The sequence below is a fragment of the uncultured Flavobacterium sp. genome (assembly GCF_951805225.1).
Lineage (GTDB): Bacteria > Bacteroidota > Bacteroidia > Flavobacteriales > Flavobacteriaceae > Flavobacterium.
In genome coordinates this window covers 229,874-251,756 of the sequence record NZ_OX638201.1, presented here as the reverse complement: position 1 = coordinate 251,756, position 21,883 = coordinate 229,874, and the positions used below count along the sequence as shown (strand labels likewise).

Genomic DNA, 21,883 nt, shown 5'->3' with positions numbered 1-21,883 from the left:
TTTAAATTTCTTTGAACTACTCAAAAAAATATTCCTAATCCAATGAAACACTATATTTTATTTCTCCTACTTTCTTATTCAACTTTCAGTTTTTCGCAAAAAGTAAGCAGTTATCGATTGACTAAAGACGAAATAATTCAAAGAGAACTTAATGGAGTTTCTGATTTTCCTATTTACAAAGCTTTCGAATATCAGGATAAAGGCGGCGTTTATGAATTGCTTTTCTGCGAAAATCAGAAATCTATTTCTAAAAAAGACACTTTAAATACTAAGATTCAAGCGATTTCTACAATGAATGATCATGGTGGTTTTCTGGAAAAATGGAGAATTAATGATTTATTAGAAAATACTGACCCTAAAGAAACTAACATTTGGTTCTGGACAAAATATTGTAGTACCAAAGATCTTGATGGAGATGGTTATATTGATCCAATTATCGTTTATGGAACTCGAAATGAGAATGACGAAATTAGACGCGTGAAAATTATTACGGTTTATAAGAACAAAAAATATGCAATTCGTGCTGTTGAATGTGATTTAGATGATTGCAGAAGTTTCAAAAAAGATCAAAATTGGAATACGCTTCCGCAGAAAATAAAAACTTATGTTGATCAATTGGTTGTGAAGCTGAGAAAGGAACAAGATTTATTGTTGAAAGATGGGTAAAATAAATTCCAATTCTAAAAATTCCAAATTCCAAATCTGATTTTCATTAACCGAAAAATAAATCAGTTTCAAAATTCGTGAACGTAAACCGTCAGAACTAAATAAAGAATTAGAACAGATATCTTAAACTTCCCAAATTATGAAAAAGTTTGTATTATTAGCTTCAATAATTACGACATGCATTATAACTCAGTCTTGTTCTCAAAAAAAAGAAAATGAAAATACGAATTTGCGAGATTATTGCAGTATTATTTTTGAATCAAAGCGAAAAAAAATTTGCGTAACCGATGATTTTTCTTCTTTAGACGAATGGATTAAGGAGAAAGATGGAAAATACAAACAAGTCCAAAAAAAACTAAACTTTACCAAAAATGAGCGTGACAGTTTAGCAAAATATGCCTATCGAATCATAAATCAACCAACTCTTGCTACCAGAACAATGACATGTGGAGCTGGAGAAAATATAACAATTGAAATCAGTTATTGCTCCACAAGTATTTTGTGTAAGTATTCGTCAATAGAAAGCTGGTCTTCATTGTCAAATGACAACAAAAAGTTGTACGAAATTTTAAATGCTAAAACTGCAATTCCAAAATAAACGGTTATGATATTATAATTTTCCCTTCAAATTTTCTTTTACGGCAGCAAACCATTCGTCTCTTAGGATACTTAGAACGATTGAATCACGTCTTACTTCGCTGTTTGCTGTTGGCATGTGGCTTCTTAAAACACCTTCGACTTTGCAACCGATGCTTTTCATTGCAGCGACACTTCGCTCGTTGTTATTATCAGCACGGAATTCTACACGCTCCATTCCGAGGGTTTCGAAAGCAAATTGCAGCAATAAAAATTTGCAGTGTTTGTTCAATCCGGTTCCTCTAAAGGTTGAACCATACCATGTATATCCTAATTGTAACGTTTTGTATTCTAATTGGATATCGTAAAAACGTGTTGATCCTGCGTATTTTTGAGATTTTTTATCGAATACTATAAACGGAAATTCTCTTTTGTCTTCTCTGGCTTTTATTGCTGATTGGATGTATTTTATCAAATTTTCTTTTCCGTCAGCTCCAACTAATGAATACTTCCAGGTTTCTGGCTCGTTGATCGAGATTTCTAATAAATTATCGACGTCGGATTCTTGTAATGAACGTAATAAAACTAAATCGTCTTCAAGGATAATGTTGTCTGAGAAATTGAAATTTGATATTGTATTCATATTTTTTTTGTCGCAGATTTAATAGATTATAAAAATATCCAATATTTTTTTTCTGGTTTAATTATGTAGTACCTACGGGACAAATGAGGAATTTGTAAAATATGTTTCTACCAATATTTAATCTCTCCGAGATATTTAATCTGATTTGAAATACTCCGATAGGAGTTAGATATTGGTAAAATAAAATGAATGAACTATAAATTACTCACTCATTTCGTCATAACGCTCCGGAACTTGCGGATCGTACAACGGACATTTGAATTCTTCCATTAAGGCAACTAACTTGTTCATGGTTTTTCCTTCGGTTCCGTAACAATCGATTTTGACACTTTGTGGCGTTGTGATTACTTGAAATGCTCCTTTTCCGTTGGTATTTTTCCAGCTGTTTTCATCTACTTTTTCCCATTCTGAAAAAACAGAATTGATTCTGTTCATGATTACCTCAACAGGAAGTTTTTCTAAACCTTCGACTTCTTCTTTTTCAACAAGGGCTTCGTAAACTTCGTGATGATTTAAGTAAACTTCTTCTAAATATTTCCAAAAAAGTAATTCGTACATAGCTTGGTGTTTTTTAGCCCCGATAGTAGTGAAAATCCTTTTGTTTTTTTCTTTAAAAAACAAAAGATTGTAACGGATAGCGGGATTAGCTCCTAAAAAAGCTAATTATTAATAAAAAAGGTTCTGTTGTAAACTCCAGTAAAAATCCTTTGCAACTCAGAACCTTTGAACCTTTGTAACTCAAAAAAATTAATATTCGAATGTTCCGTATTCGCTGGTGATAGTAAGTTTTTTAGCATCGGCTGCTTCTACTCTACCTACGATTTGTGCATCGACATTGAATGATTTTGAAATTGCAATAATATCTTGTGCAATATTCTCCGGAACGTAGATTTCCATACGGTGACCGCAATTGAAAACCTGATACATTTCTTTCCAATCTGTTTTTGATTGTTCCTGAATTAATTTAAATAATGGTGGAACCGGAAATAAATTGTCTTTTATAATGTGAAGATTTTGAACAAAATGTAAAATTTTTGTCTGTGCTCCTCCACTGCAATGCACCATTCCGTGAATTTCGTTTGGTGTATAAGTGTCTAAAATTTTCTTGATAATTGGCGCGTAAGTTCTCGTTGGAGAAAGTACTAATTGACCTGCGTTGATTGGGCTGTTTTCAACGGCATCTGTTAGATTTACCTGACCAGAATAAATTAATTCTTCGGGAACAAGTGCATCGTAACTTTCCGGATATTTTTTAGCTAAATATTTTCCGAAAACATCATGACGCGCAGATGTTAATCCGTTGCTTCCCATTCCGCCATTATAGCTTTTTTCGTAAGTCGCCTGACCAAAAGAAGTCAAACCTACAATTACGTCTCCGGCTTTGATATTTGCATTATCGACTACATCGCTGCGTTTCATGCGAGCGGTAACGGTAGAATCGACAATTATGGTACGAACTACGTCTCCAACATCGGCAGTTTCTCCTCCTGTTGAATGAATGGTTACGCCAAAAGATTTTAATTCGTTGATTAATTCTTCGGTTCCATTGATAATTGCTGAGATAACTTCGGCTGGAATTAAGTTTTTATTTCTTCCAATTGTAGAAGAAAGCAAGATATTATCTGTTGCTCCAACACATAATAAATCATCGATGTTCATGATTAAAGCATCTTGAGCGATTCCTTTCCAAACTGAAATATCTCCGGTTTCTTTCCAATACATATACGCTAATGACGACTTTGTACCTGCTCCGTCTGCGTGCATTATCAAGCAATATTCTTCGTCCTGTGTTAAATAATCAGGAACGATTTTACAAAATGCTTGAGGAAATAAACCTTTATCGATGTTTTTTATGGCGTTGTGTACGTCTTCTTTTGATGCCGAAACACCTCTTTGTGCGTACCTTTTGCTAGAATCTGAACTCATGAAACTTAGTTTGTGTTGATGTGGTGCAAAGATAATCCCTTTTTTTAATTCTTTGATTGATTCCGATGTCTGTTTCACAAAAAAATCGGCAGTTTGTTGTCTCTGCCGATTTTCTGCAATAAAATTGGTTTAAAAATTTTGGCCTTTTTCGGTTATTCCCAATCTGGCATATAGTATCCTGAAAATAAATTGACACGTGTATCTGCAGTCGAAATACCACTTTTCATTACATTTTTTACAGATACTCCATCATTTGAAGTATTGGTAAAAATAAATTCGGCTTCGTTAGGCGAATATCTTGGATCATAATCATTTGTTCCTGCCGGTTTTTCATTGGTAATTGACGCTGCTGTTGAAGTGGCAAAATTGTATTCAAAAATTCGGCTGTCGAGTTGTCTGTAATTCTGATTTTCATATTCAGAAATATCTCTGGCATAAAGTAGTTTTTGTCCGGTTATCGAAAAATTCAATCCGTTTACAGCGCCTTTCAATCCCGAAAGTACCTGAGTAAGTACGGTTCCTGACATATTTATAACATAAATTTCGACATTATAACCGCTGGCATCATTTACTTTTAAAGCGATTTTTGTTCCGTCGTTACTCCAATCACATTCTGATATAAACTTGCCATTTGGTGTTTTGTAAATTTGAACTAAACCGCTTCCGTTATTATTGATTCGGTAGAGTTTATCAAAATTCGGATAAATAATCTGGCTTCCTGATGTATTCCAACTAAAACCTATATAATCTGAATTAAAGCCTGTAATAGGAACCGAGTTTGTGATTTTTGTAATTGAAGATCCATCTTCGTTCATGGTATAAATATGATTTTGTCCTCCGCTGGCTCTTATAAATGCGATTTTTTTGGCCTGTGTATTTCTTCGCGGTCTCCAACTATTGGTTTCATTGGCCGTGAGTTGATATTTATTGCCTGCATCATCAATCGAAGATATTATATTATTATCTCCCACTTTATTGACTACCAAATATCTCGTCGTTGGAAATGTCATTGTGGTAAATGAACTTACGGCGCTCAAAACATCTGCGTTTATTCCGTCATTTACAGTTACTTGCCAAAAGTATTTTACTCCGTATAATAATCCTGTCAATGATAGTTTTTTGTCTTTTATATCTGTAAAAACTTTTACATCTGTATTAGCATCATTTCGCAAAGTAACTTTAAAAGTCAGAACATCATTATCAGGATCTGTTGCTGTCCAGGTAAGATCTAGCGCTATATTTTGTTTTACAGCATTGTCTACAGGAGCTGTCAAAGCAGGAATTGCGGGCGCTTTGTTATTTCCTGTTGATTTTTTTATTTCGAATATAACTTCAGATGTATTGTTGGCTGTCACCGATACTGATTCGTATTTTGCGACATAACCATCTTTTTGTGCCTGAAAGGAGTATTCACCAACTTTTACGTTAGTCATTACAAATTTACCGTCGGCATCTGTAAAAACGGTTCCAGAAGTTGGGCTTGATGTAATTTTTGCATTCTCCATTGGCAGAAAGCTGTCTGCGATTACTACTTTTCCGGTAACGGTTCCGTAGCTTACGGCGTCTATTTTTTCTTCACTGCAAGAACTTAGCACAATGAAAAAAAGAAAACAAAATTTAAAATATAAGTTATTCATCATCTGTGTTTTAAATTATTTCAATAGACTATTTTTTACTCTTATTTTTATGACTCGAAAAATAATACGTCAATCCTAATCCGAATTTATAGTAATAATCATCCCGAACTCCTGCCACGATATAATCCAGATTATCACTAAAATTGACATCATATTCTCCAAATAATTTAATTCCGATGGCATTCGATACGAGATATTCTACTCCTGCACCAAATTGTACTTTTGAATGCGTGTTTTCAAATTTCTTATTCATTCCGTATCCGGCGCCTCCATATATATAAGGACTAAATTTATCTCTTGGCAGCAGCAAAAGCTCCAAATTTAGATCGTAAGTAAGATATCCCACGTCAAGCAAATCTTTATTGGCGAGCAAAACTGCATTTGTAGAAGCACTTAGATTAAGACTGGGCGTAATAAACCATTTTAAAGCGCCACGTCCCATTGGTTTTAAAACCGGATTTACATAATCGCCATCAATAAGTGAAGTTCCGCCGGAAATTTCGATAGCAAACTTAGAACGTCTTGGCTCCAAATCTCTTCCATATAATGCGGTACGGTCTGCGACTTCGTTCTCGGTTTCATATTTGTTCATGGCGATTTTCAATTCTGATGGCGTTGCATCTGCTTGCCAGATATTGTCCTGAATTCCTTCTAAAACCAATGATTGAACTGCTTTTTCGATAGCTTCGGTAACTGCCATATGAACGGGTTCGTTTGTAGTATATCCTGTTTCTACTTCTAATAGTCTTTTAAAGCTTACATATTTAAACAAACTTTCATCTATTGCTTGTGACAAAATTGTTTTTGAAACGTAAACTGATTTTAAAATTTTTCCGTTTGAGGTTGAAACCATTCTCAAATAAACCGTTACACGATCCTGACGGTATTTTATAGAACCGCCTGTGCCAAAATATCGCGCTCCAAAACCGCCTGTAATAATATTGGAATCATAAGAAATAATTCCGCCTTCCAGTAGAACTCCTGCATATAACAATGGTGTTAATTGTGGTTCATTTGGATTTGGATTTTTTGAATATTCTTGTCTTGTAGATCGAATAAGGTTTCGTTCCTGCAATAAGTTTCCAATATTTTCACGTTCGATTGGTATAAACCATTTAGAATCTTCGAGCGCTTTTAGCAATATCGAAGTTGCGCCCTGAGTTACGGCGGTACTAAAATTGCTTCCGTTTTCCTGAGGTTTATATTGTCCTGTCTGATCTCTAAATTTATAAACTCCAACTACAATTTGTTCTTTTGGTTTTGGAAGTTCTTTTAATAGAGAAGTTGCTGGTGTGCTTTCGCCCAAAACTGCTTTTTCTACTCCGGTTGGCTGATTGTAAAAAGCTCCGCAACCCGAAAATAAAAAAACAAATAACAGCAATAAGTAGTAATTTCTCATTTTATTTATTTGGAATGATTACTTGTGTCTGTTCTCCCGTAGTTGTATCTAAAATGTTCACCGATAAACCTTCAGACGAAGGAAATATATCGACTGAATAACTTCCAAAAGTGTACGAACCTATAGATAGACCATTTGTTCCAAATTGTTGTTTATAAAGTGAGCTTGAGATCTGACTTAATAACTGGGCATTTAAACTTGCTTTAAATTGCTCCAGATCTGTTTTTTGTGGTGTGACTGCTGTTTTATCTTTTAATTTATTTTGAGACTCAGCGCTGCTTAAGAGCCACTGATAATTAAAAGTATCACCTCCAAAAGCTGGATTTACAGGTTTGTAAACCAACGCTTGTGATCTGATAAATGGTGAAAACAGAAGGAATAATACGAGGCTTAAAATAAATTTCATGACCTTAATAATAAAATTAATACTGAGTGAAATATTTGCGTTGTTTTTCTAAATCTTTCAAATAATAAATAGTTGCATTGATTGATTCCTGAGCTACAGCTTCTAAAAATTCATCGTCCGGTCGCACTAAAAAATCATAAATAACTTCGTTTTCTATCGAGACGGTTATTTTTGTATTTCTTCCAAAACTATATTCTTCAGTTATAACAACTATTTTTTTTGCATTTATTCCAATGTCATTGTATTTGTAATAATACTTATCGTAAAAATCTTTTCCCATTTTGGTCTTCGTATCATCTGTTACGATACCTCTTAACTCAAATCCGTCAACGGGCATAATTATTACATCATCTTTTTTTTTTCTTCACCCAGAACCACTCTGTCTTTTGCTACTATTTCTTTGTTTTCGTCATAGAACAATAGCAACACAATAACCTCATCGTCTGTACTCACATTTATTTGAGTGGTTGACAATTTTTTAACTTCATTTGGTTCTAATGTAAAAATTCCCACTTGGGCATTATTAGACTGATTATTACTTTTATCATTATTTTTTATTACAGATAATTTATAAGAAGCACTTTTAAGAACATCGGTTAGGTTTTCTGCCGTTCCTGTGATTTTAAAGTTATCTTCTATTTTCTCGATGTCTATTTTTGCTTTTATCTGATTTTGGGGAACTGAAACCTGCCCTGTCAAAACAGCACTAAAAAACAAGAAAACCAAGAGCATATATCTGAATAAAAATTGCATTTCTTTTAGTTTAATTTGTTTAAAATAATGACTGAAGCTCCATTTCCGGTTTGTGTGATTTTCATATCTTTTGAAATAGAATTCGAGCCATAACTTTGTATTTTTTGATCGTTTCCGTTTTGAATCATCTCAGTTTTTATGTCAAGATTTGTTCGAAAGGAATAATCTGAAATACTATTGTTTTTTCCTTGTTGGATGAAATTCTGAGATATTGTTTTAGCATCTTTCACTAATGATAACTCATTAAAATCTCCTTTTTGGAAAACCGAAACATTAATTTCTGAAGCATCAACTTCTGCTCTGGCTTTATTGTAATCGCCTATTTGCTGAATTATTACGCCTTGCGAAAATTGCTGCACTTGTTCTAATTGTAATTGATCTGTGCTTTTTTTATTAATCGATGACACTATGCTTAAAGCTGTATCTTTAGAATCAAACACAGAAGAACTATAAGGTTTAAATCCTGAAGTATCTTCTTTTTGTTGTCCTGATACAGTAAAAAGCGTTGTGAAAAGAAAAATATATAAAAAGCTAGTTTTCATTTTTCTATGATTTTAAAATATAACAGCTAAATAGAATTTAGCTGTTATATTTATGTATTTCTAGGACCATTATTAATTACTTTGAATCACATTAGATAAATTGGTATTTCCTTGTTGTAACACAACACTTACATTTCCTGTAGAGAAGAATGATGCAGCAGTTTGTGTTCCATAAGATTGGTTACCGTTACCTTCTTGTAGTACATTTTCAATGTTTCTGTAACCAGTTTGAGTAGAGTTAGCTAAGTTGTTATCTCCAAATTGGTAGTGGTTAGAAACGTTTTTAGAAGCAGCAGTAGCAAAAGCTCCACTAGTTTGAGTTTGATTTGACTCATTGCTTAAACCACCTTGGCTTGCATAAGCTTCACCATAGCTTCCGGTTTGTGTTTGAGTAGCTTTGTTTTTTCCATGAGGAGAAGCCGGAACTGAAGTTGTCAAAGGAGCCATACCTGTAAATACAGCAGCAGTTGGCAACGTGTTTCCAGTTGTTCCCTGATCGATTGTTGCTTTGTTGTGTTTACCTGTTTGTGTTTGCGTTGCTTTGTCTTCTCCTTTTAAGTTACCTGTAAAAAGACCATAAGAAACATTTGTTTCATCTTGCCAGATAGTAGCCTCATTTTTGTCTCCAACCTGAGTTTGGTACGCTTTATTTCTCCAGTTGTTTTGAGAGATAAAAGCATTGTTTTGTTCTCCATCTTGTGATACATCTGCTAAGTTGTCATGAGAAATGTTAACTCCAAGAATTGTCATTTGAGATGGATAAACTCCTTGATAAACTTTTGATGTATTATCCCAATCCATTTGTTTTACACTAGAACTTTGAGCAGTTCCAATTTGATGAACATAAGCATCCTGGCTAGAGCCTGTTTGGTTAACATAACTTGAGTTTGGAGCAATAGTTCCTGGTAGAATTTGTGCGGTTCCGATTGCACCAACAAAAAGCATCGCGGAGATACTTAAAATTACTTTTTTCATAATAAATATATTTAATTGGTTATTAATACAAGTTATTATGTAGGTCAGTGTGATTGGGGGAAATCAAGCTTACAAAATGTCATTTGAAAATGAAACCTAATGTTTCTTTTTCTCTTTCTCATGACCAAAATTAGAAAACTTATCGAAATCAAAATAAAGTACAAACAGCTATTTTACAAGAGCTTAATCACTTTTCGATGAAAGGTAAAACTATCTCGATGAACTACTGTAATTCAAAAAAAAATTCATACGAAATAACCTACGTGTTACAATTTATTTACAATTAACCTAAAACATTTGTTAAATTTAAACAACTTTAAGCCTTATTTTAACATAATGACAAAAAAAGCCCGTCTTTTTGAGACGGGCTTTATACCAATGTTTTGTAATTGTTATTTTGTAAACAACAATTCTCTGTATTTAGTCAAAGTCCAACTTTCGTCGTCTACTAATAATTCTAATTTGTCGCAATGGTTTCTGATATCTTCAAAATAAGGTTTTACTTTATTGCAATATGTTTCTGCCATTTTTTGAGCATCGGTTAATTGATTTGCTTTTTTTCTTTCATTGGTCATTGCCAATACTTTAGTATTTATTCCTTCTATATGACCCGAAATTTCTTTGATTAAAACGATTTGCTCTTTTGCAATGGTTTCAAATTCTTTTCCAAAGATCTCTTTTAATCCTTTTACGTTTTCGATTAAAGTATTTTGGTAACGAATAGCAGTTGGAATTACGTGATTTCTTGCGATATCACCTAAAACTCTTCCTTCAATCTGAATTTTCTTGGTGTATTCTTCCAATTCTATTTCGTAACGCGCTTCGGCCTCAATATGATTTAGAATTCCTAATTCCGAAAATAAATCTAATGCTTGTTTCGAAACTTTGGCTTTGATAGCTTCCGGAGTGGTTTTAAAATTACTTAAACCTCTTTTTGCTGCTTCTTTTTCCCAAGCTTCACTATATCCGTCACCTTCAAAAAGTATTTTTTTAGATTGTTTGATGTATTCTCTCAAAACATTAAAAATTGCATCGTCTTTTTTCATGTCTTTCGACTCGATCAATGAATCAACTTCTGTTTTGAAATCTCTTAATTGTTTAGCTACAATTGCATTTAGAGTTGTCATTGCATTCGAACAGTTTGCATTTGAACCAACAGCTCTAAACTCAAATTTATTTCCTGTAAAGGCAAATGGCGATGTTCTGTTTCTGTCTGTATTATCTAATAATACATCTGGAATTTTACCAACTACATTTAGTTTTAAATCTGTTTTTTCTTCCGGAGATAATTTTCCTGTAGTAACGCTTTCCAATTCAGATAAAACTTTTGTCAATTGTGCTCCAATAAATACAGAGATAATTGCTGGTGGCGCTTCGTTTGCTCCTAACCTATGATCGTTACTTGCTGTTGCGATCGAAGCTCTTAATAAAGTCTCGTAATCGTTAACCGCTTTTATAGTATTAATAAAGAAGGTAAGAAACTGTAAATTGCTCATTGGCGTTTTACTCGGACTCAATAAGTTAACTCCGGTATCTGTTGCCAATGACCAGTTATTGTGTTTCCCTGAACCGTTTACTCCTTTGAATGGTTTTTCGTGAAATAATACTTTAAAATCATGACGCTCCGCCACTCTTTGCATAACATCCATTAATAAGGAGTTGTGATCTACGGCAAGATTTGTTTCTTCGAAAATTGGCGCTAACTCAAACTGATTTGGCGCAACCTCATTATGACGTGTTTTTACCGGAATTCCCAACAACATACATTCTTGTTCTAAATCTCTCATGTATGTTAAGGCACGCGTAGGAATAGATCCAAAATAGTGATCGTCAAGTTGTTGTCCTTTTGCAGAAGTGTGTCCTAATAATGTTCTTCCGGTCATCATTAAATCCGGACGTGAATTTGCTAATGCTTTATCAATCAAAAAGTATTCTTGTTCCCAACCTAAAGTCGCAGTAACTTTCTTTACATTTTTATCGAAATATTTACAAACTTCAGTTGCAGCTTCATCCATAACTGACAAAGCTCTTAATAACGGAATTTTATTGTCTAAAGCTTCTCCTGTATAAGCGATAAAAACGGTTGGAATACATAAAGTTGTTCCATATATAAAGGCTGGAGAAGTTGGATCCCAAGCTGTGTAACCCCTTGCTTCAAATGTGTTTCTGATTCCTCCATTCGGGAAACTTGATGCATCTGGTTCTTGTTGTACTAATTGTGCTCCGCCAAATTTTTCTACAGGATCGCTTCCGTCGTAAGAAGTTTCAAAGAAAGCATCGTGTTTTTCAGCAGTTGTTCCCGTAAGAGGCTGAAACCAGTGTGTATAATGTGTAACACCTTTTGATAATGCCCATTCTTTCATTCCCATGGCGATATAATCTGCCAGTTTTCTGTCTATTTTAGTTCCATGTTGAACCGCATCTCTAACTCCTTTTAAAGCATCCGAAGTCAGGAATTGCTTCATTGCTTTTTCATTAAACACATTTGAACCAAAAATGTTAGATTTTCTATCTATTTCTTCAAAATGTACCGGCTTTCTTGTAGAAGCTTCTTGTAAAGCTTGGAAACGTAATGTTGACATGTATATAAGTTTAAAAATTCGTAATATTTTAATTAAAAAAAGAGGAACAAATATAAACAATAAAAAGCCCTGTTTTAAAGATAAATTTTAGAAAATTAAGCGATGATTTTTTAATAGAAAAAGCTTTTCGCAAAGAATAATGAATCTTAACTATAGAAATATAACAAAAGACCTCAGTATTATTCATTAAATAAACATTTTTTCATAATTCCTTAACCAAGAAATTCAAAAATCTACCGTAATTATTACGAATTTATTTTTTAAAGGTGTTAAAAATTGCTTTTTATAAAATATACCCCTAACAAAATTGCGCTTCTCTAAAAAATTATACTCCGCTAAACAAAATAGCCCCCTAATTTTCGGGACTAAAAAAATAAATCTATATTTGACCCAACGAAAAAAACAAAAAAATTAATTTATATTATTATGGCTAAAATTAAGTTAGAGTACATTTGGTTAGATGGATATGAACCAACTCAAAATCTTAGAAGTAAAACTAAAGTTGAAGAGCACGAAAATTTCAAAGGAACATTAGAAGAACTTGGAAATTGGTCATTTGATGGTTCGTCAACAAAACAAGCTGAAGGTGGATCTTCAGACTGTTTATTAGTTCCTGTTGCAATTTACCCTGATCCAACTCGTATCAATGGATACCTTGTTATGTCAGAAGTTATGTATGCTGACGGAACTCCACACCCTTCTAACGGTAGAGCTACAATTGATGATGATAATGATGATTTTTGGTTTGGTTTCGAACAAGAGTATTTCATCATGGATACTAAAACTTTATTGCCATTAGGTTTCCCTGTTGGAGGTTATCCTGCTCCACAAGGTATGTACTACTGCTCTGTAGGTGGAAAAAACACTCACGGAAGAAAATTAGTAGAAGAACATGCTGACTTATGTATCGCTGCAGGACTTAACTTTGAAGGTATTAACCAAGAGGTTGCTTGCGGACAATGGGAATTCCAATTATTCGCTAAAGGTGCTAAAAAAGCCGGAGACGAAATTTGGGTTGCTCGTTACTTATTAGATCGTTTGACTGAAAAATATGGTTACTATATCGAATATCACCCAAAACCACTAGGAGATACTGACTGGAATGGTTCTGGAATGCACGCTAACTTCTCTAACGAAGTATTAAGAACATGTGGTTCTAAAGAAACTTACGAAAGAATCTGTGAAGCTTTCCGTCCTGTTACTGCTGAGCATATAGCAGTTTACGGAGCTTACAACGACCAACGTTTGACTGGTAAACACGAAACTGCTTCTATCCACGATTTCTCTTATGGAGTATCTGATAGAGGAGCTTCAATCAGAATTCCTTTATATACTGTTCAAAAAGGATGGAAAGGATATCTTGAAGACAGAAGACCAGCTTCAAACGGTGATCCATACAAAATCGCTGCAAGAATTATCAAAACTGTAAAATCAGCGTTGTAATTCTTAGTTTAGAATATAAAAAAAGTGCCATCAAATTGATGGCACTTTTTTTATTACCGGAAAACCCGACAGGTTTCAAAAACCTGTCGGGTTTATCTTTGCGTAAATAACCCAATCTTGTCATTTCGGTTTCTATAATTTTTTTCGGGAGCTAATCCCGCTATTTGTTCCAATCTTTTGTTCCGAACCCCGGAACAAAAGGATTTCCACTTCTATCGGGGCTAAGGCAAACATTTTCATAAGAATCTTTTCGTTTAGTTTGTCATTTCGAACGAAGGGACAAATCACACGCGATGATCGACAAAGATTGACAAGTTAGTTTGTCATTTCGACGGAGGAGAAATCACACGCGGGATTCGACAAAGATTGGCAGAATAACTTTGAACTAAAACCTTTGTCAAAGTTTTAAACTTTGACAAAGGTCACGTCAAGTTTGCATTTCGATCTCGCTCAATGTGACAAACCGTAAATTTTAAGGTTATTTATACTAATAAATTTTTAAGTTAAACTTCAAAAACTATCTTTGTAGATCATTTAAAAAAAGTATCATGATAGTCTGGATTTTGTTTTTATTAGCGGTAGTTTTCATCCTTGCTTTAGACTTAGGCGTTTTCAACAAAACACCTCATATTATTAGTACCAAAGAAGCAAGTAAATGGACCCTTATTTGGGTTACACTTTCATTCTTGTTTTCAGGAGTTATTTACTGGCTTTATACAACAGATTATATTGAAAATCCTGACAATCTAAAACCTGCTTTAGCTTCTATGAAGTTTATTACAGGTTATTTGATTGAATTATCATTAAGTGTAGACAACATTTTTGTGATCGCAATTATTTTTGCTTCTTTCAAAATACCACAAAAATACCAACACCGTGTTTTATTCTGGGGAATCCTTGGAGCAGTAATCTTTCGCGGATTAATGATTTTCTTTGGAGTAATGTTGATCAATAAATTTACATGGACAACTTATTTATTTGGTGCATTCTTAATTTTCACCGCTTTAAAAATGTTGTTTTCTGGCGAAGACGATGATTTTCAGCCAAAAGATTCTTTTGTATACAAAACACTTGGAAAAATTATTCCAATTACTTCAGAAATGGATGGAGAGAAATTTTTCATTTCTACAAAAACGGCGAAAAAAGCAGCAACTCCATTATTTGTAGCCTTGATTGTTATCGAAGTTATGGATGTACTTTTTGCTGTCGATAGTGTTCCTGCAATTCTTGCTATTACATCAGATCCGTTTTTAGTATTTAGTTCTAATATTTTTGCAATTTTAGGTTTACGTTCTATGTATTTCTTCCTGGCGAATATGCTGGCAAAATTCAGTTTCTTAGAATATAGTTTAGTTGCTATTCTTGCTTTTGTTGGATTAAAAATGATTCTTCATGATTTTATTCACGTTCCGGAATGGGCTTCTTTAGGATTTATTGCACTTTCGCTTTTAGTGGGAATTTTGGTTTCTCTAAAATTCGGAGAAGAAAAAGAACTTACAGATTCAGATAATGAATAGTTTTTCTAAAATATATAAACATAAAAAAGGAGATCGTTTTGATCTCCTTTTTTATGTGCATTATTTTAACACAATATCATAATATAAAACAAATCTTATGTTTTAAAATTAAAAAATAAGATTATACCTAACCAATTTATTATTTTTACTTATTATAAATAATCAAAACTTTATTATGAGTAAAAATTACATTCCTTTTATTTTCCTGTTTTTTCTAAACACTTTAATGTTTGGACAAAAAGTTACTATTACACCGCTTGTCGTTAACGGCAAAAGCGTAGCGAGTACAAGCCCTATAAATCTTGAATCTGTAGACAGATCAAGTGTTTCTTTATCTGTAAAAATAGATTCTCCAATCCCTGTAGGAACCGAAGGTACGCTTAGTATCTGGTTTACCAAAGATAATGCAATTACTCCAGTTGTAGCCGAAGGAGGGTTCGAAAGAATCACAAACTTTTCAGGAGGAAATTCTGCAACGATAAGCTTTGTAATCACATTAAGCCTAAGTTCTTTTAATGTTTCAGGAGGATCTATCTCCGCACAATACAAAAGCTTTTCGGGTATTGTTTACAAGAGTGCCAATGTATCTGTTATTAAAAATGGCAGCACACCTACCACTCCTCCAGTAACACCTCCGACAACACCAACTGCTCCAAATTTCAAAAACACATTATGCTGTGATCAAGACGTACGATATGGAGATAGACCAGCTCCAATGATCGCTAGTACAGTTGATCCTTCAAAAGTTTCAACTTCATGGCTTAAACTTGTTGGCGGTCAATTTCCTAATGCTACATACAATGGCCCTAACTATTCTACAAATAAGTCTAATATATTAATTACAGATTACGTAACAGAACCTGGAACTTATAAAAGAAGACTAGGTAACGATTTCCCTTTTAATGATAGCAATCCTGTAAACATCAGAATAATTCCTTCTCCAATAACTTCAAATGAAATCTCGATTGAAGGCGCTAAAGATGCAAATGGTTTTGCTGAAATTACAAATACAAATCCAAAATCAATATACGGAAGCGGTAATGGCAGAGGAGCAGATCAAGTAAACTTAAACATTCTTGCAGATCCTTATCACGTTGCTCAAAGAGGAGATACTTATGATAATTTAGACCGATATGAATGGCAATATGCAAAAACAAATTACAATGATTCTAATTATTTTAGAACTTGGGTAACGTTACCAAATGAAAACGGTTCAACTTTAGAGAATTTCACTCCGGAAAACATGTCAACTACAGACGACAATTACTTCGTAGTTAGAAGAATCGCAATTTACAAAGACATTCAAAGAGTTAGTAATTTTCTAAAAATTATACCAAGAACAGTAAAGAACAACAATATTATTTGCTGTGATCAGGTTTTAACCGAAGGCCCTTCAGAAGTAGAAAAGCCATCAGTAATTACTGGTGTAACTCCATCTGTTGAAAATCCAAATGGTGCAAATATTCAAATTTTAAATATAACGTACCAATGGCAGAATCAAACCATACTAAGCGCTAGACCTTCTCAATATGGAGCCTGGACTAATATTAATGGAGCAACATCAAAAGATTGCCTTCCTGTACCTTTACAATACACAGTAACAACTGGCCCAAGAGGAACAAGTCAATCTGTTCAAACTACTTATAACTACAGACGTATTGCAACAATTACTTATAGAACTACAAATAGTAATGGAAATTATTCTGATGCAAGTACAAAATCGTATAGTAATGAGATATATGTAAGATCAGGACGTGACTACGGAGCTGCAACATTAATTGCATATCCAAATCCTGCCTCATCAATTATAAACATTGAATACAAAGGAACTGATTATACTTTATCGAATACAGCAATAACAGTAGCAAATGCAATGGGAACTATTGTAAATTCTAATAATTTTTCGACTGTAAGTCCAAACGTAATTAGTATCGATGTTTCTAGTCTGCCTATTGGAACCTATTTTATAACTGTTCAAACAGGATTAGGCTCAAGAAGAAATGCTGGGGTAACTTTTATAAAAAGTAATTAAAAAATAAAATTCTGCAACATAAAAAAGGAGATCGTTTTGATCTCCTTTTTTTATACCTCATTATTATTAAATACCTTATAATGTTATTATTAAATCTTTTACTGGCAAGATCTAGCTGTGTTGAGCGATACATTTAGCTCACTATAAACCTTAAAACCATTTATCATGAGAAAAATTTCCTATTATTTATTGTTAATCTTTATTATCACAAGCTGTGACAGTAAAGAAGATTTATCTTCAAAAAAACAAGCGCTTAATAACCCAATGCAATTATACATTATTAATGGAGATATAGAATATTACTCTGAAATTACTGATGGCTCAAAACCGAAAAAGCCCATATTTGTATATGACATTCCAGAGAAAACAAATGAAGTCACTAATTTGACTTCAAAAACTTCAGAACAATCTGTTACTTTAAAATTTGACTATGGTATTGGTGGTTCAACAAAAAGCGGCTGTACAGTTAAAAGATACAATAACGGTAATTCCTACTTTACAGATGATGGTGTATATGGCTCAATACCATATGATAAAAATGGATATTTAATACGTGGTTTCGGAACAACTCACCATAATATTTATTACAACTCATTAGTTTTATTTGCAAGTAATCAAGAAGAAAAAAGTACTGATAGAACAGGAAAAATTTGGCATGATAATAATAACAATGGTTCTGCAATTTCAATAGAGTATCCCTTTAAAGCAAGTGTAACCTATGAAATCTCTCTTAAAGTCACTTTTTACGATAATAAACGTTTAATTAATAACGCATATAGTGATGGATATCCTACAATTTTTGCACAATTAAAAGATGACGGAGTTATTGTTCCCGATGAAAAAAAATCTTGCGGTAAAAACGGCATAAATAATATTTACGGATATGTTATGTCTGGATATGATTCTTATCTTGTCAATTACACAAGATCCTACACGCTAGATAGTCGAGCTGTAATACAAAGAACAATAAATTTTAAATTCTCCCCAACGGAAAAAAAGAATGCTTTAGTAATTTCATTACATCCTTTCACTAGCACTCCTGGCTACGGAACACCTATATCAACAAATGACTATACAATGACCTTACCTTTAATAAATATTAGCGAGAAACCATTTGACCCATCACTTAACGTTGAAATAAAAACTCCACCACGTCGTTAACAATACAAATAAAAAAGGAGATCATACGATCTCCTTTTTTATTTTAATACAAATTGATTACAATTTCACTCTTTTAACATTACTATCATCAATATTATATTTTTTGATAACTGCACTATAATCTGAGTAGTCCATTTTATTAACAGATTTACCAGTAGCAAGTTTTTCACCAGGAACGATAACAATTCTAAATACTTGATTTTGAGTCCAATCAGAAGACAACGTATTTAATGGAAAATCTGCTGCAAGCCAAATACTTACATCATTTACTGTAAAATCATAATTAAAATCTAATGCACCTCCATCACTCATATAATATGTTTGAGGTATTAATCTCCAAACTTTATTTCCATTATTAACTTCATACAAATGATAAACTAAAACAACATCATATGGGTAGATCGGCGCAATAAAAGGAATTATTACAGAGTATCCAGTAGGATTAAAATCTACTTCTCTCTCAAAAACTGGAGCCACTACTTGATCTCCCGGAGGTCCTTGTGGACCTTCAGGTCCTTCACAACTAGAAAATGCGAAAAGTCCAACAACTGCGAATAAGGTAAGTATCTTTTTCATAACATATTTTTTTTAAGTTTATATATAAAGGTAAACCAAAAATCAAACCAAAAAAAGCTTTTTGTAGGGAGTCGGCTAAAATTTCTTTGTTATTTTTTCACAACTAACTGATTTTTAAGCAATATTTTATTAAAAAATAATACATGATAAGGCAGTGAATTCTCCCAATAATCCCAAGTATGAGCTCCAGGACGTTCTGTATAATCGTGTTCTACTTTGTTATAAACCAATCTTCGGTGTAATTCTCTGTTGGGTTCTATTAAAAAATCGTCAACTCCACAATCTATAATTAGCGGTAATTTGTTGGCTTTAATTTTATCAAGCATATTCATAACTGCATATTGCGCATACATTTCTGAACTATCGCTTTTATCTCCAAAAACCGGCTGCATTAATTTCACTACCTGAGCCGAAGAATCTCTATTAAGCATTACACTCATATCAACTGCACCACTCATACTTCCGGCTGCGCAAAACAAATCAGGATGTTTGGCCGATAAATATAAAGCACCGTGACCGCCCATAGAAAGTCCCGTAATAACTCTTCCGCTTCTATTGCTTATGGTTCGATATGTTTTATCTACTTTCTGAATAACTTCCTGCGTAATAAAAGTCTCAAACTGACTTCCTTTATTTACTGGACTATCCAGATAAAAGCTAAATGTTTCACCTTCAGGCATTACAATAATAATATTGTATTGATCAGATAGATTTTGAACTAATTTTTTATTGGGTGTATTTTTCAACCAGTCACTAAAATGCCCGTAAGCACCATGTAATAAATACATAACCGGATATGTTGTTTTGCTTTTAGCATACGAATTTGGCAATACAACAGCAGCTTTGTAGGTTTTGCTCATTGCTGTACTGGCAACTTGTAGAGTATCTACTTTTGCTGCATAACTCAAAGACGAGGCGCACAAAAGAACCGTAAATACTAAGATCTTAAAGTTTTTCATATTTATAATTTTTCGATTAAGGGTTGTAAATATACCCTTTTTTCGAATTAATTATATGAAAAATCCGACCAGTTTTTCTCTGCTCGGATTATGAATTTGTGATATTTTTTTGCCTACCGGTTTTACGGATTGAGCGGGTTTTCACTGATTTTTTTTCTTCGAATTTCATTAATTATCATTAATAGAATGCTGGGCATCTTTTTTTACCCACGGATTTTACGGATGGAACGGGTTTTCACTGATTTATCTTTTTTCCGCGAATTGAATTAGTGTAAATTCGTGACATTAGTGGCAAAAGAATATCTGCGACAATCAGTTAAATCCGTAAAACCCGTGGGCAATCATCTTAACTAATTATAATCTTGTGTTCAAGACGGTATTGCGAAGCGCTTTTACCTGTATATTGTTTGAATGATTTACTAAAGTGACTGAAATTATTAAAACCACTTTCGTAACAAACCTCATTTATACTCATTGGTTTCTCTGCCAAAAGTTTTGAAGCATGAACCAAACGGTATTCGTTTACAAATTCAGTAAAAGTTTTATTTGAAATCTTTTTGAAATAACGACAAAAAGAAGGCGTTGTCATACTCACCAAACGCGAAACCTCATCTATAGCAATTGATTCCTGAAAATGATCTTTCACATAATTAAAAACTACATTAATTCTATCGCTGTCCTGAGTTTGCAATTCTAATGAAAAGCCATCGGCATTTAGAACTGTATAATCACTAGATGAATCTAATTCGTCCAGAATACTCAAAAGCGTCAATAATCGTTCAAACGGAAGTTGGTTTTCCATCATTTCGATTTTCTTACCAATCTGTTTTTTAGTTTCACCACCAAAAGCAATTCCTCCTTTAGACTGATTAAAGATATTCTGAACCTTTCTCATTTCTGGGGCGATAAAAAAATCATTCCCTAAAAACTCCGGTTTAATATGAATAACGGTTTCGTTCGTGTTTCCCGTTTGTTCGTTCGTAAAACCACAATGTGGCAAATTAGCACCTATCAAGATCAAATCACCGTTGGTATAATAAGAAACATGGCTTCCTATTTGTCTTTTCCCTGCTCCACCGTTTATATAAACCAATTCAATCTCCGGATGGTAATGCCATAAATGAGCTTTACTATTGGTCTTTTCGGCGTGTTTAGTGTAGGTAAAAGAACTTCCGTAGGAGTTTGATATCACTTCAAGAGCTGGGGCGATTGTCTTCATGATAATATCTTTAAAAAATAATAGCAAATTTAACAAAAACACCTACAATAACTCAAAATTTAACCTATATCGGTTTCGTAACTGAGAATATTGCACGAAAAGTAATCGAAAAATAAAATCACAAAACACGATTATTAAGTTATTTTTTCGAGACCCGTATTTTTATCCTTGATTTTTTCAATATATCTCATTTTAAAAGCCGTTTTATAAAAATCTAGTAATTTTTGTAAGAATATTGGATTATTCAAAAAATGTTAATAAATTTGAAAAGGTTAAATAATAATAACTGAATTAACTAAAACACGAAAAATAATTCAAATTTTAACCTATAACGCTTTCGTAAATGAGAATATAGCATCGAAATAGGAAAATACAGTTGTGAAAAAATAATAACTACCGAGGTAATTTAGCATCAGAAAATTAGAAGTAAAATTTAAACAACGATAGTTATGAAAAAGATCTTAAAATTTAGTTTAGTATTTGCAGTGCTTTTTACAGGAATGAGTTCTTATGCAATTGATGGTAATGATAACGGAAGTAATGATTTTAATCTTCACGTATTAAAGAATAGTGGAAAATTAATCACGTTTGCAATGAATCAGACAAAAAAAGCAAACTTGACAATTTATGATAAAGATGGTACTGTACTTTATTCTGAATCAGCTTCAGGAAAAGACGGAATCTTAAGAACTTTTAGCTTAGAAGAATTTCCAGCAGGAACTTATTTCTTAGAAGTTGAAGACAACGCAAAAAAAGTAAGACACGAAATTACAATTACTGATGAAGCTTCGGTTTTATCATCAAAAGCAATTTCATCAGTTTATAAAGCAGGTTTCTCTGCAGACAAGACAAGCGTAGCAGTACGCTAGAA

Annotated in this window: 21 protein-coding genes; 7 read left to right on the top strand and 14 right to left on the bottom strand. The window is 33.2% G+C overall.

Annotated features, from left to right (window positions below; translation table 11 throughout):
- The first annotated feature begins 42 nt into the window (after positions 1-42).
- Positions 43-666, top strand: a complete 624-nt coding sequence (locus WN975_RS01155) for a hypothetical protein (RefSeq protein WP_337964831.1) — start codon at positions 43-45, stop codon at positions 664-666.
- A 139-nt stretch (positions 667-805) separates the two neighbouring features.
- Complete coding sequence (locus WN975_RS01150) at positions 806-1,264, top strand: hypothetical protein (RefSeq protein WP_337964830.1); 459 nt, start codon at positions 806-808, stop codon at positions 1,262-1,264.
- Between the two features lie 12 nt (positions 1,265-1,276).
- Here the strand turns inward: WN975_RS01150 and WN975_RS01145 are convergent, their stop codons facing one another.
- From WN975_RS01145 to WN975_RS01095, 11 genes are all read right to left on the bottom strand, one after another.
- A complete protein-coding gene (locus WN975_RS01145) occupies positions 1,277-1,885 on the bottom strand; it encodes a GNAT family protein (RefSeq protein ID WP_337964829.1) in 609 nt (202 codons plus the stop codon).
- A 201-nt stretch (positions 1,886-2,086) separates the two neighbouring features.
- Positions 2,087-2,443, bottom strand: coding sequence for a hypothetical protein (locus tag WN975_RS01140; protein WP_099711455.1), 357 nt, complete (start codon positions 2,441-2,443; stop codon positions 2,087-2,089).
- A 189-nt stretch (positions 2,444-2,632) separates the two neighbouring features.
- Positions 2,633-3,811: an AIR synthase-related protein gene (locus tag WN975_RS01135; RefSeq protein ID WP_337964828.1), complete on the bottom strand. Its 1,179-nt coding sequence runs from the start codon at positions 3,809-3,811 to the stop codon at positions 2,633-2,635.
- Positions 3,812-3,963: 152 nt separating this feature from the next.
- The gene (locus WN975_RS01130; protein ID WP_337964827.1) at positions 3,964-5,451 is read right to left on the bottom strand and encodes a carboxypeptidase regulatory-like domain-containing protein; all 1,488 of its coding nucleotides are present in this window, start codon (positions 5,449-5,451) and stop codon (positions 3,964-3,966) included.
- Between the two features lie 25 nt (positions 5,452-5,476).
- The gene (locus WN975_RS01125; protein WP_337964826.1) at positions 5,477-6,847 is read right to left on the bottom strand and encodes a CsgG/HfaB family protein; all 1,371 of its coding nucleotides are present in this window, start codon (positions 6,845-6,847) and stop codon (positions 5,477-5,479) included.
- Between the two features lies 1 nt (position 6,848).
- Complete coding sequence (locus WN975_RS01120) at positions 6,849-7,253, bottom strand: curli assembly protein CsgF (RefSeq protein WP_337964825.1); 405 nt, start codon at positions 7,251-7,253, stop codon at positions 6,849-6,851.
- Between the two features lie 16 nt (positions 7,254-7,269).
- A complete protein-coding gene (locus WN975_RS01115) occupies positions 7,270-7,590 on the bottom strand; it encodes a CsgE family curli-type amyloid fiber assembly protein (protein WP_337964824.1) in 321 nt (106 codons plus the stop codon).
- Positions 7,591-7,595: 5 nt separating this feature from the next.
- Positions 7,596-8,006: a hypothetical protein gene (locus tag WN975_RS01110; RefSeq protein ID WP_337964823.1), complete on the bottom strand. Its 411-nt coding sequence runs from the start codon at positions 8,004-8,006 to the stop codon at positions 7,596-7,598.
- 5 nt (positions 8,007-8,011) lie between these two features.
- Positions 8,012-8,548: a hypothetical protein gene (locus WN975_RS01105; RefSeq protein ID WP_337964822.1), complete on the bottom strand. Its 537-nt coding sequence runs from the start codon at positions 8,546-8,548 to the stop codon at positions 8,012-8,014.
- A gap of 72 nt (positions 8,549-8,620) precedes the next feature.
- Positions 8,621-9,523, bottom strand: a complete 903-nt coding sequence (locus WN975_RS01100; RefSeq protein WP_337964821.1) for a hypothetical protein — start codon at positions 9,521-9,523, stop codon at positions 8,621-8,623.
- A gap of 392 nt (positions 9,524-9,915) precedes the next feature.
- Positions 9,916-12,105 carry a glutamine synthetase III gene (locus WN975_RS01095; protein WP_337964820.1) on the bottom strand — a complete coding sequence of 730 codons (2,190 nt, stop codon included), beginning with the start codon at positions 12,103-12,105 and terminating at the stop codon, positions 9,916-9,918.
- Positions 12,106-12,531: 426 nt separating this feature from the next.
- Between WN975_RS01095 and WN975_RS01090 the strand changes: the two genes are divergently transcribed.
- From WN975_RS01090 to WN975_RS01075, 4 genes are all read left to right on the top strand, one after another.
- The gene (locus WN975_RS01090; protein ID WP_099711445.1) at positions 12,532-13,548 is read left to right on the top strand and encodes a glutamine synthetase beta-grasp domain-containing protein; all 1,017 of its coding nucleotides are present in this window, start codon (positions 12,532-12,534) and stop codon (positions 13,546-13,548) included.
- A 548-nt stretch (positions 13,549-14,096) separates the two neighbouring features.
- Positions 14,097-15,065 (top strand): TerC family protein, encoded by a 969-nt coding sequence (locus WN975_RS01085; RefSeq protein WP_337964819.1) that lies wholly within the window; start codon positions 14,097-14,099, stop codon positions 15,063-15,065.
- Positions 15,066-15,240: 175 nt separating this feature from the next.
- Positions 15,241-17,097, top strand: a complete 1,857-nt coding sequence (locus WN975_RS01080; RefSeq protein ID WP_337964818.1) for a T9SS type A sorting domain-containing protein — start codon at positions 15,241-15,243, stop codon at positions 17,095-17,097.
- A 165-nt stretch (positions 17,098-17,262) separates the two neighbouring features.
- Positions 17,263-18,258 (top strand): hypothetical protein, encoded by a 996-nt coding sequence (locus tag WN975_RS01075; protein WP_337964817.1) that lies wholly within the window; start codon positions 17,263-17,265, stop codon positions 18,256-18,258.
- 57 nt (positions 18,259-18,315) lie between these two features.
- Here the strand turns inward: WN975_RS01075 and WN975_RS01070 are convergent, their stop codons facing one another.
- The 3 genes from WN975_RS01070 to WN975_RS01060 all read right to left on the bottom strand — a co-directional run bounded on the left by WN975_RS01070 (position 18,316) and on the right by WN975_RS01060 (position 21,012).
- Positions 18,316-18,834 carry a hypothetical protein gene (locus WN975_RS01070; protein WP_337964816.1) on the bottom strand — a complete coding sequence of 173 codons (519 nt, stop codon included), beginning with the start codon at positions 18,832-18,834 and terminating at the stop codon, positions 18,316-18,318.
- 89 nt (positions 18,835-18,923) lie between these two features.
- Positions 18,924-19,793 (bottom strand): alpha/beta hydrolase family protein, encoded by an 870-nt coding sequence (locus tag WN975_RS01065; RefSeq protein WP_337964815.1) that lies wholly within the window; start codon positions 19,791-19,793, stop codon positions 18,924-18,926.
- Positions 19,794-20,139: 346 nt separating this feature from the next.
- On the bottom strand, positions 20,140-21,012 hold the full coding sequence (locus tag WN975_RS01060; protein WP_337964814.1) for an AraC family transcriptional regulator: 873 nt from the start codon (positions 21,010-21,012) through the stop codon (positions 20,140-20,142).
- Between the two features lie 449 nt (positions 21,013-21,461).
- Here WN975_RS01060 and WN975_RS01055 point away from each other — a divergent pair, with 449 nt between their 5' ends.
- Positions 21,462-21,881, top strand: a complete 420-nt coding sequence (locus WN975_RS01055; protein ID WP_337964813.1) for a T9SS type A sorting domain-containing protein — start codon at positions 21,462-21,464, stop codon at positions 21,879-21,881.
- Positions 21,882-21,883 lie beyond the last annotated feature (2 nt).

Bases quoted from the DNA above. Each gene is read 5' to 3' on its own strand.
- WN975_RS01155 (WP_337964831.1), top strand. From the start codon at position 43: ATGAAACACTATATTTTATTTCTCCTACTTTCTTATTCAACTTTCAGT.
- WN975_RS01085 (WP_337964819.1), top strand. From the start codon at position 14,097: ATGATAGTCTGGATTTTGTTTTTATTAGCGGTAGTTTTCATCCTTGCT.
- WN975_RS01100 (WP_337964821.1), bottom strand. From the start codon at position 9,523: ATGAAAAAAGTAATTTTAAGTATCTCCGCGATGCTTTTTGTTGGTGCA.
- WN975_RS01140 (WP_099711455.1), bottom strand. From the start codon at position 2,443: ATGTACGAATTACTTTTTTGGAAATATTTAGAAGAAGTTTACTTAAAT.
- WN975_RS01130 (WP_337964827.1), bottom strand. From the start codon at position 5,451: ATGATGAATAACTTATATTTTAAATTTTGTTTTCTTTTTTTCATTGTG.
- WN975_RS01060 (WP_337964814.1), bottom strand. From the start codon at position 21,012: ATGAAGACAATCGCCCCAGCTCTTGAAGTGATATCAAACTCCTACGGA.
- WN975_RS01065 (WP_337964815.1), bottom strand. From the start codon at position 19,793: ATGAAAAACTTTAAGATCTTAGTATTTACGGTTCTTTTGTGCGCCTCG.
- WN975_RS01110 (WP_337964823.1), bottom strand. From the start codon at position 8,006: ATGCAATTTTTATTCAGATATATGCTCTTGGTTTTCTTGTTTTTTAGT.
- WN975_RS01135 (WP_337964828.1), bottom strand. From the start codon at position 3,811: ATGAGTTCAGATTCTAGCAAAAGGTACGCACAAAGAGGTGTTTCGGCA.
- WN975_RS01150 (WP_337964830.1), top strand. From the start codon at position 806: ATGAAAAAGTTTGTATTATTAGCTTCAATAATTACGACATGCATTATA.
- WN975_RS01095 (WP_337964820.1), bottom strand. From the start codon at position 12,105: ATGTCAACATTACGTTTCCAAGCTTTACAAGAAGCTTCTACAAGAAAG.
- WN975_RS01105 (WP_337964822.1), bottom strand. From the start codon at position 8,548: ATGAAAACTAGCTTTTTATATATTTTTCTTTTCACAACGCTTTTTACT.
- WN975_RS01055 (WP_337964813.1), top strand. From the start codon at position 21,462: ATGAAAAAGATCTTAAAATTTAGTTTAGTATTTGCAGTGCTTTTTACA.
- WN975_RS01090 (WP_099711445.1), top strand. From the start codon at position 12,532: ATGGCTAAAATTAAGTTAGAGTACATTTGGTTAGATGGATATGAACCA.
- WN975_RS01120 (WP_337964825.1), bottom strand. From the start codon at position 7,253: ATGAAATTTATTTTAAGCCTCGTATTATTCCTTCTGTTTTCACCATTT.
- WN975_RS01125 (WP_337964826.1), bottom strand. From the start codon at position 6,847: ATGAGAAATTACTACTTATTGCTGTTATTTGTTTTTTTATTTTCGGGT.
- WN975_RS01070 (WP_337964816.1), bottom strand. From the start codon at position 18,834: ATGAAAAAGATACTTACCTTATTCGCAGTTGTTGGACTTTTCGCATTT.
- WN975_RS01115 (WP_337964824.1), bottom strand. From the start codon at position 7,590: ATGCCCGTTGACGGATTTGAGTTAAGAGGTATCGTAACAGATGATACG.
- WN975_RS01080 (WP_337964818.1), top strand. From the start codon at position 15,241: ATGAGTAAAAATTACATTCCTTTTATTTTCCTGTTTTTTCTAAACACT.
- WN975_RS01145 (WP_337964829.1), bottom strand. From the start codon at position 1,885: ATGAATACAATATCAAATTTCAATTTCTCAGACAACATTATCCTTGAA.
- WN975_RS01075 (WP_337964817.1), top strand. From the start codon at position 17,263: ATGAGAAAAATTTCCTATTATTTATTGTTAATCTTTATTATCACAAGC.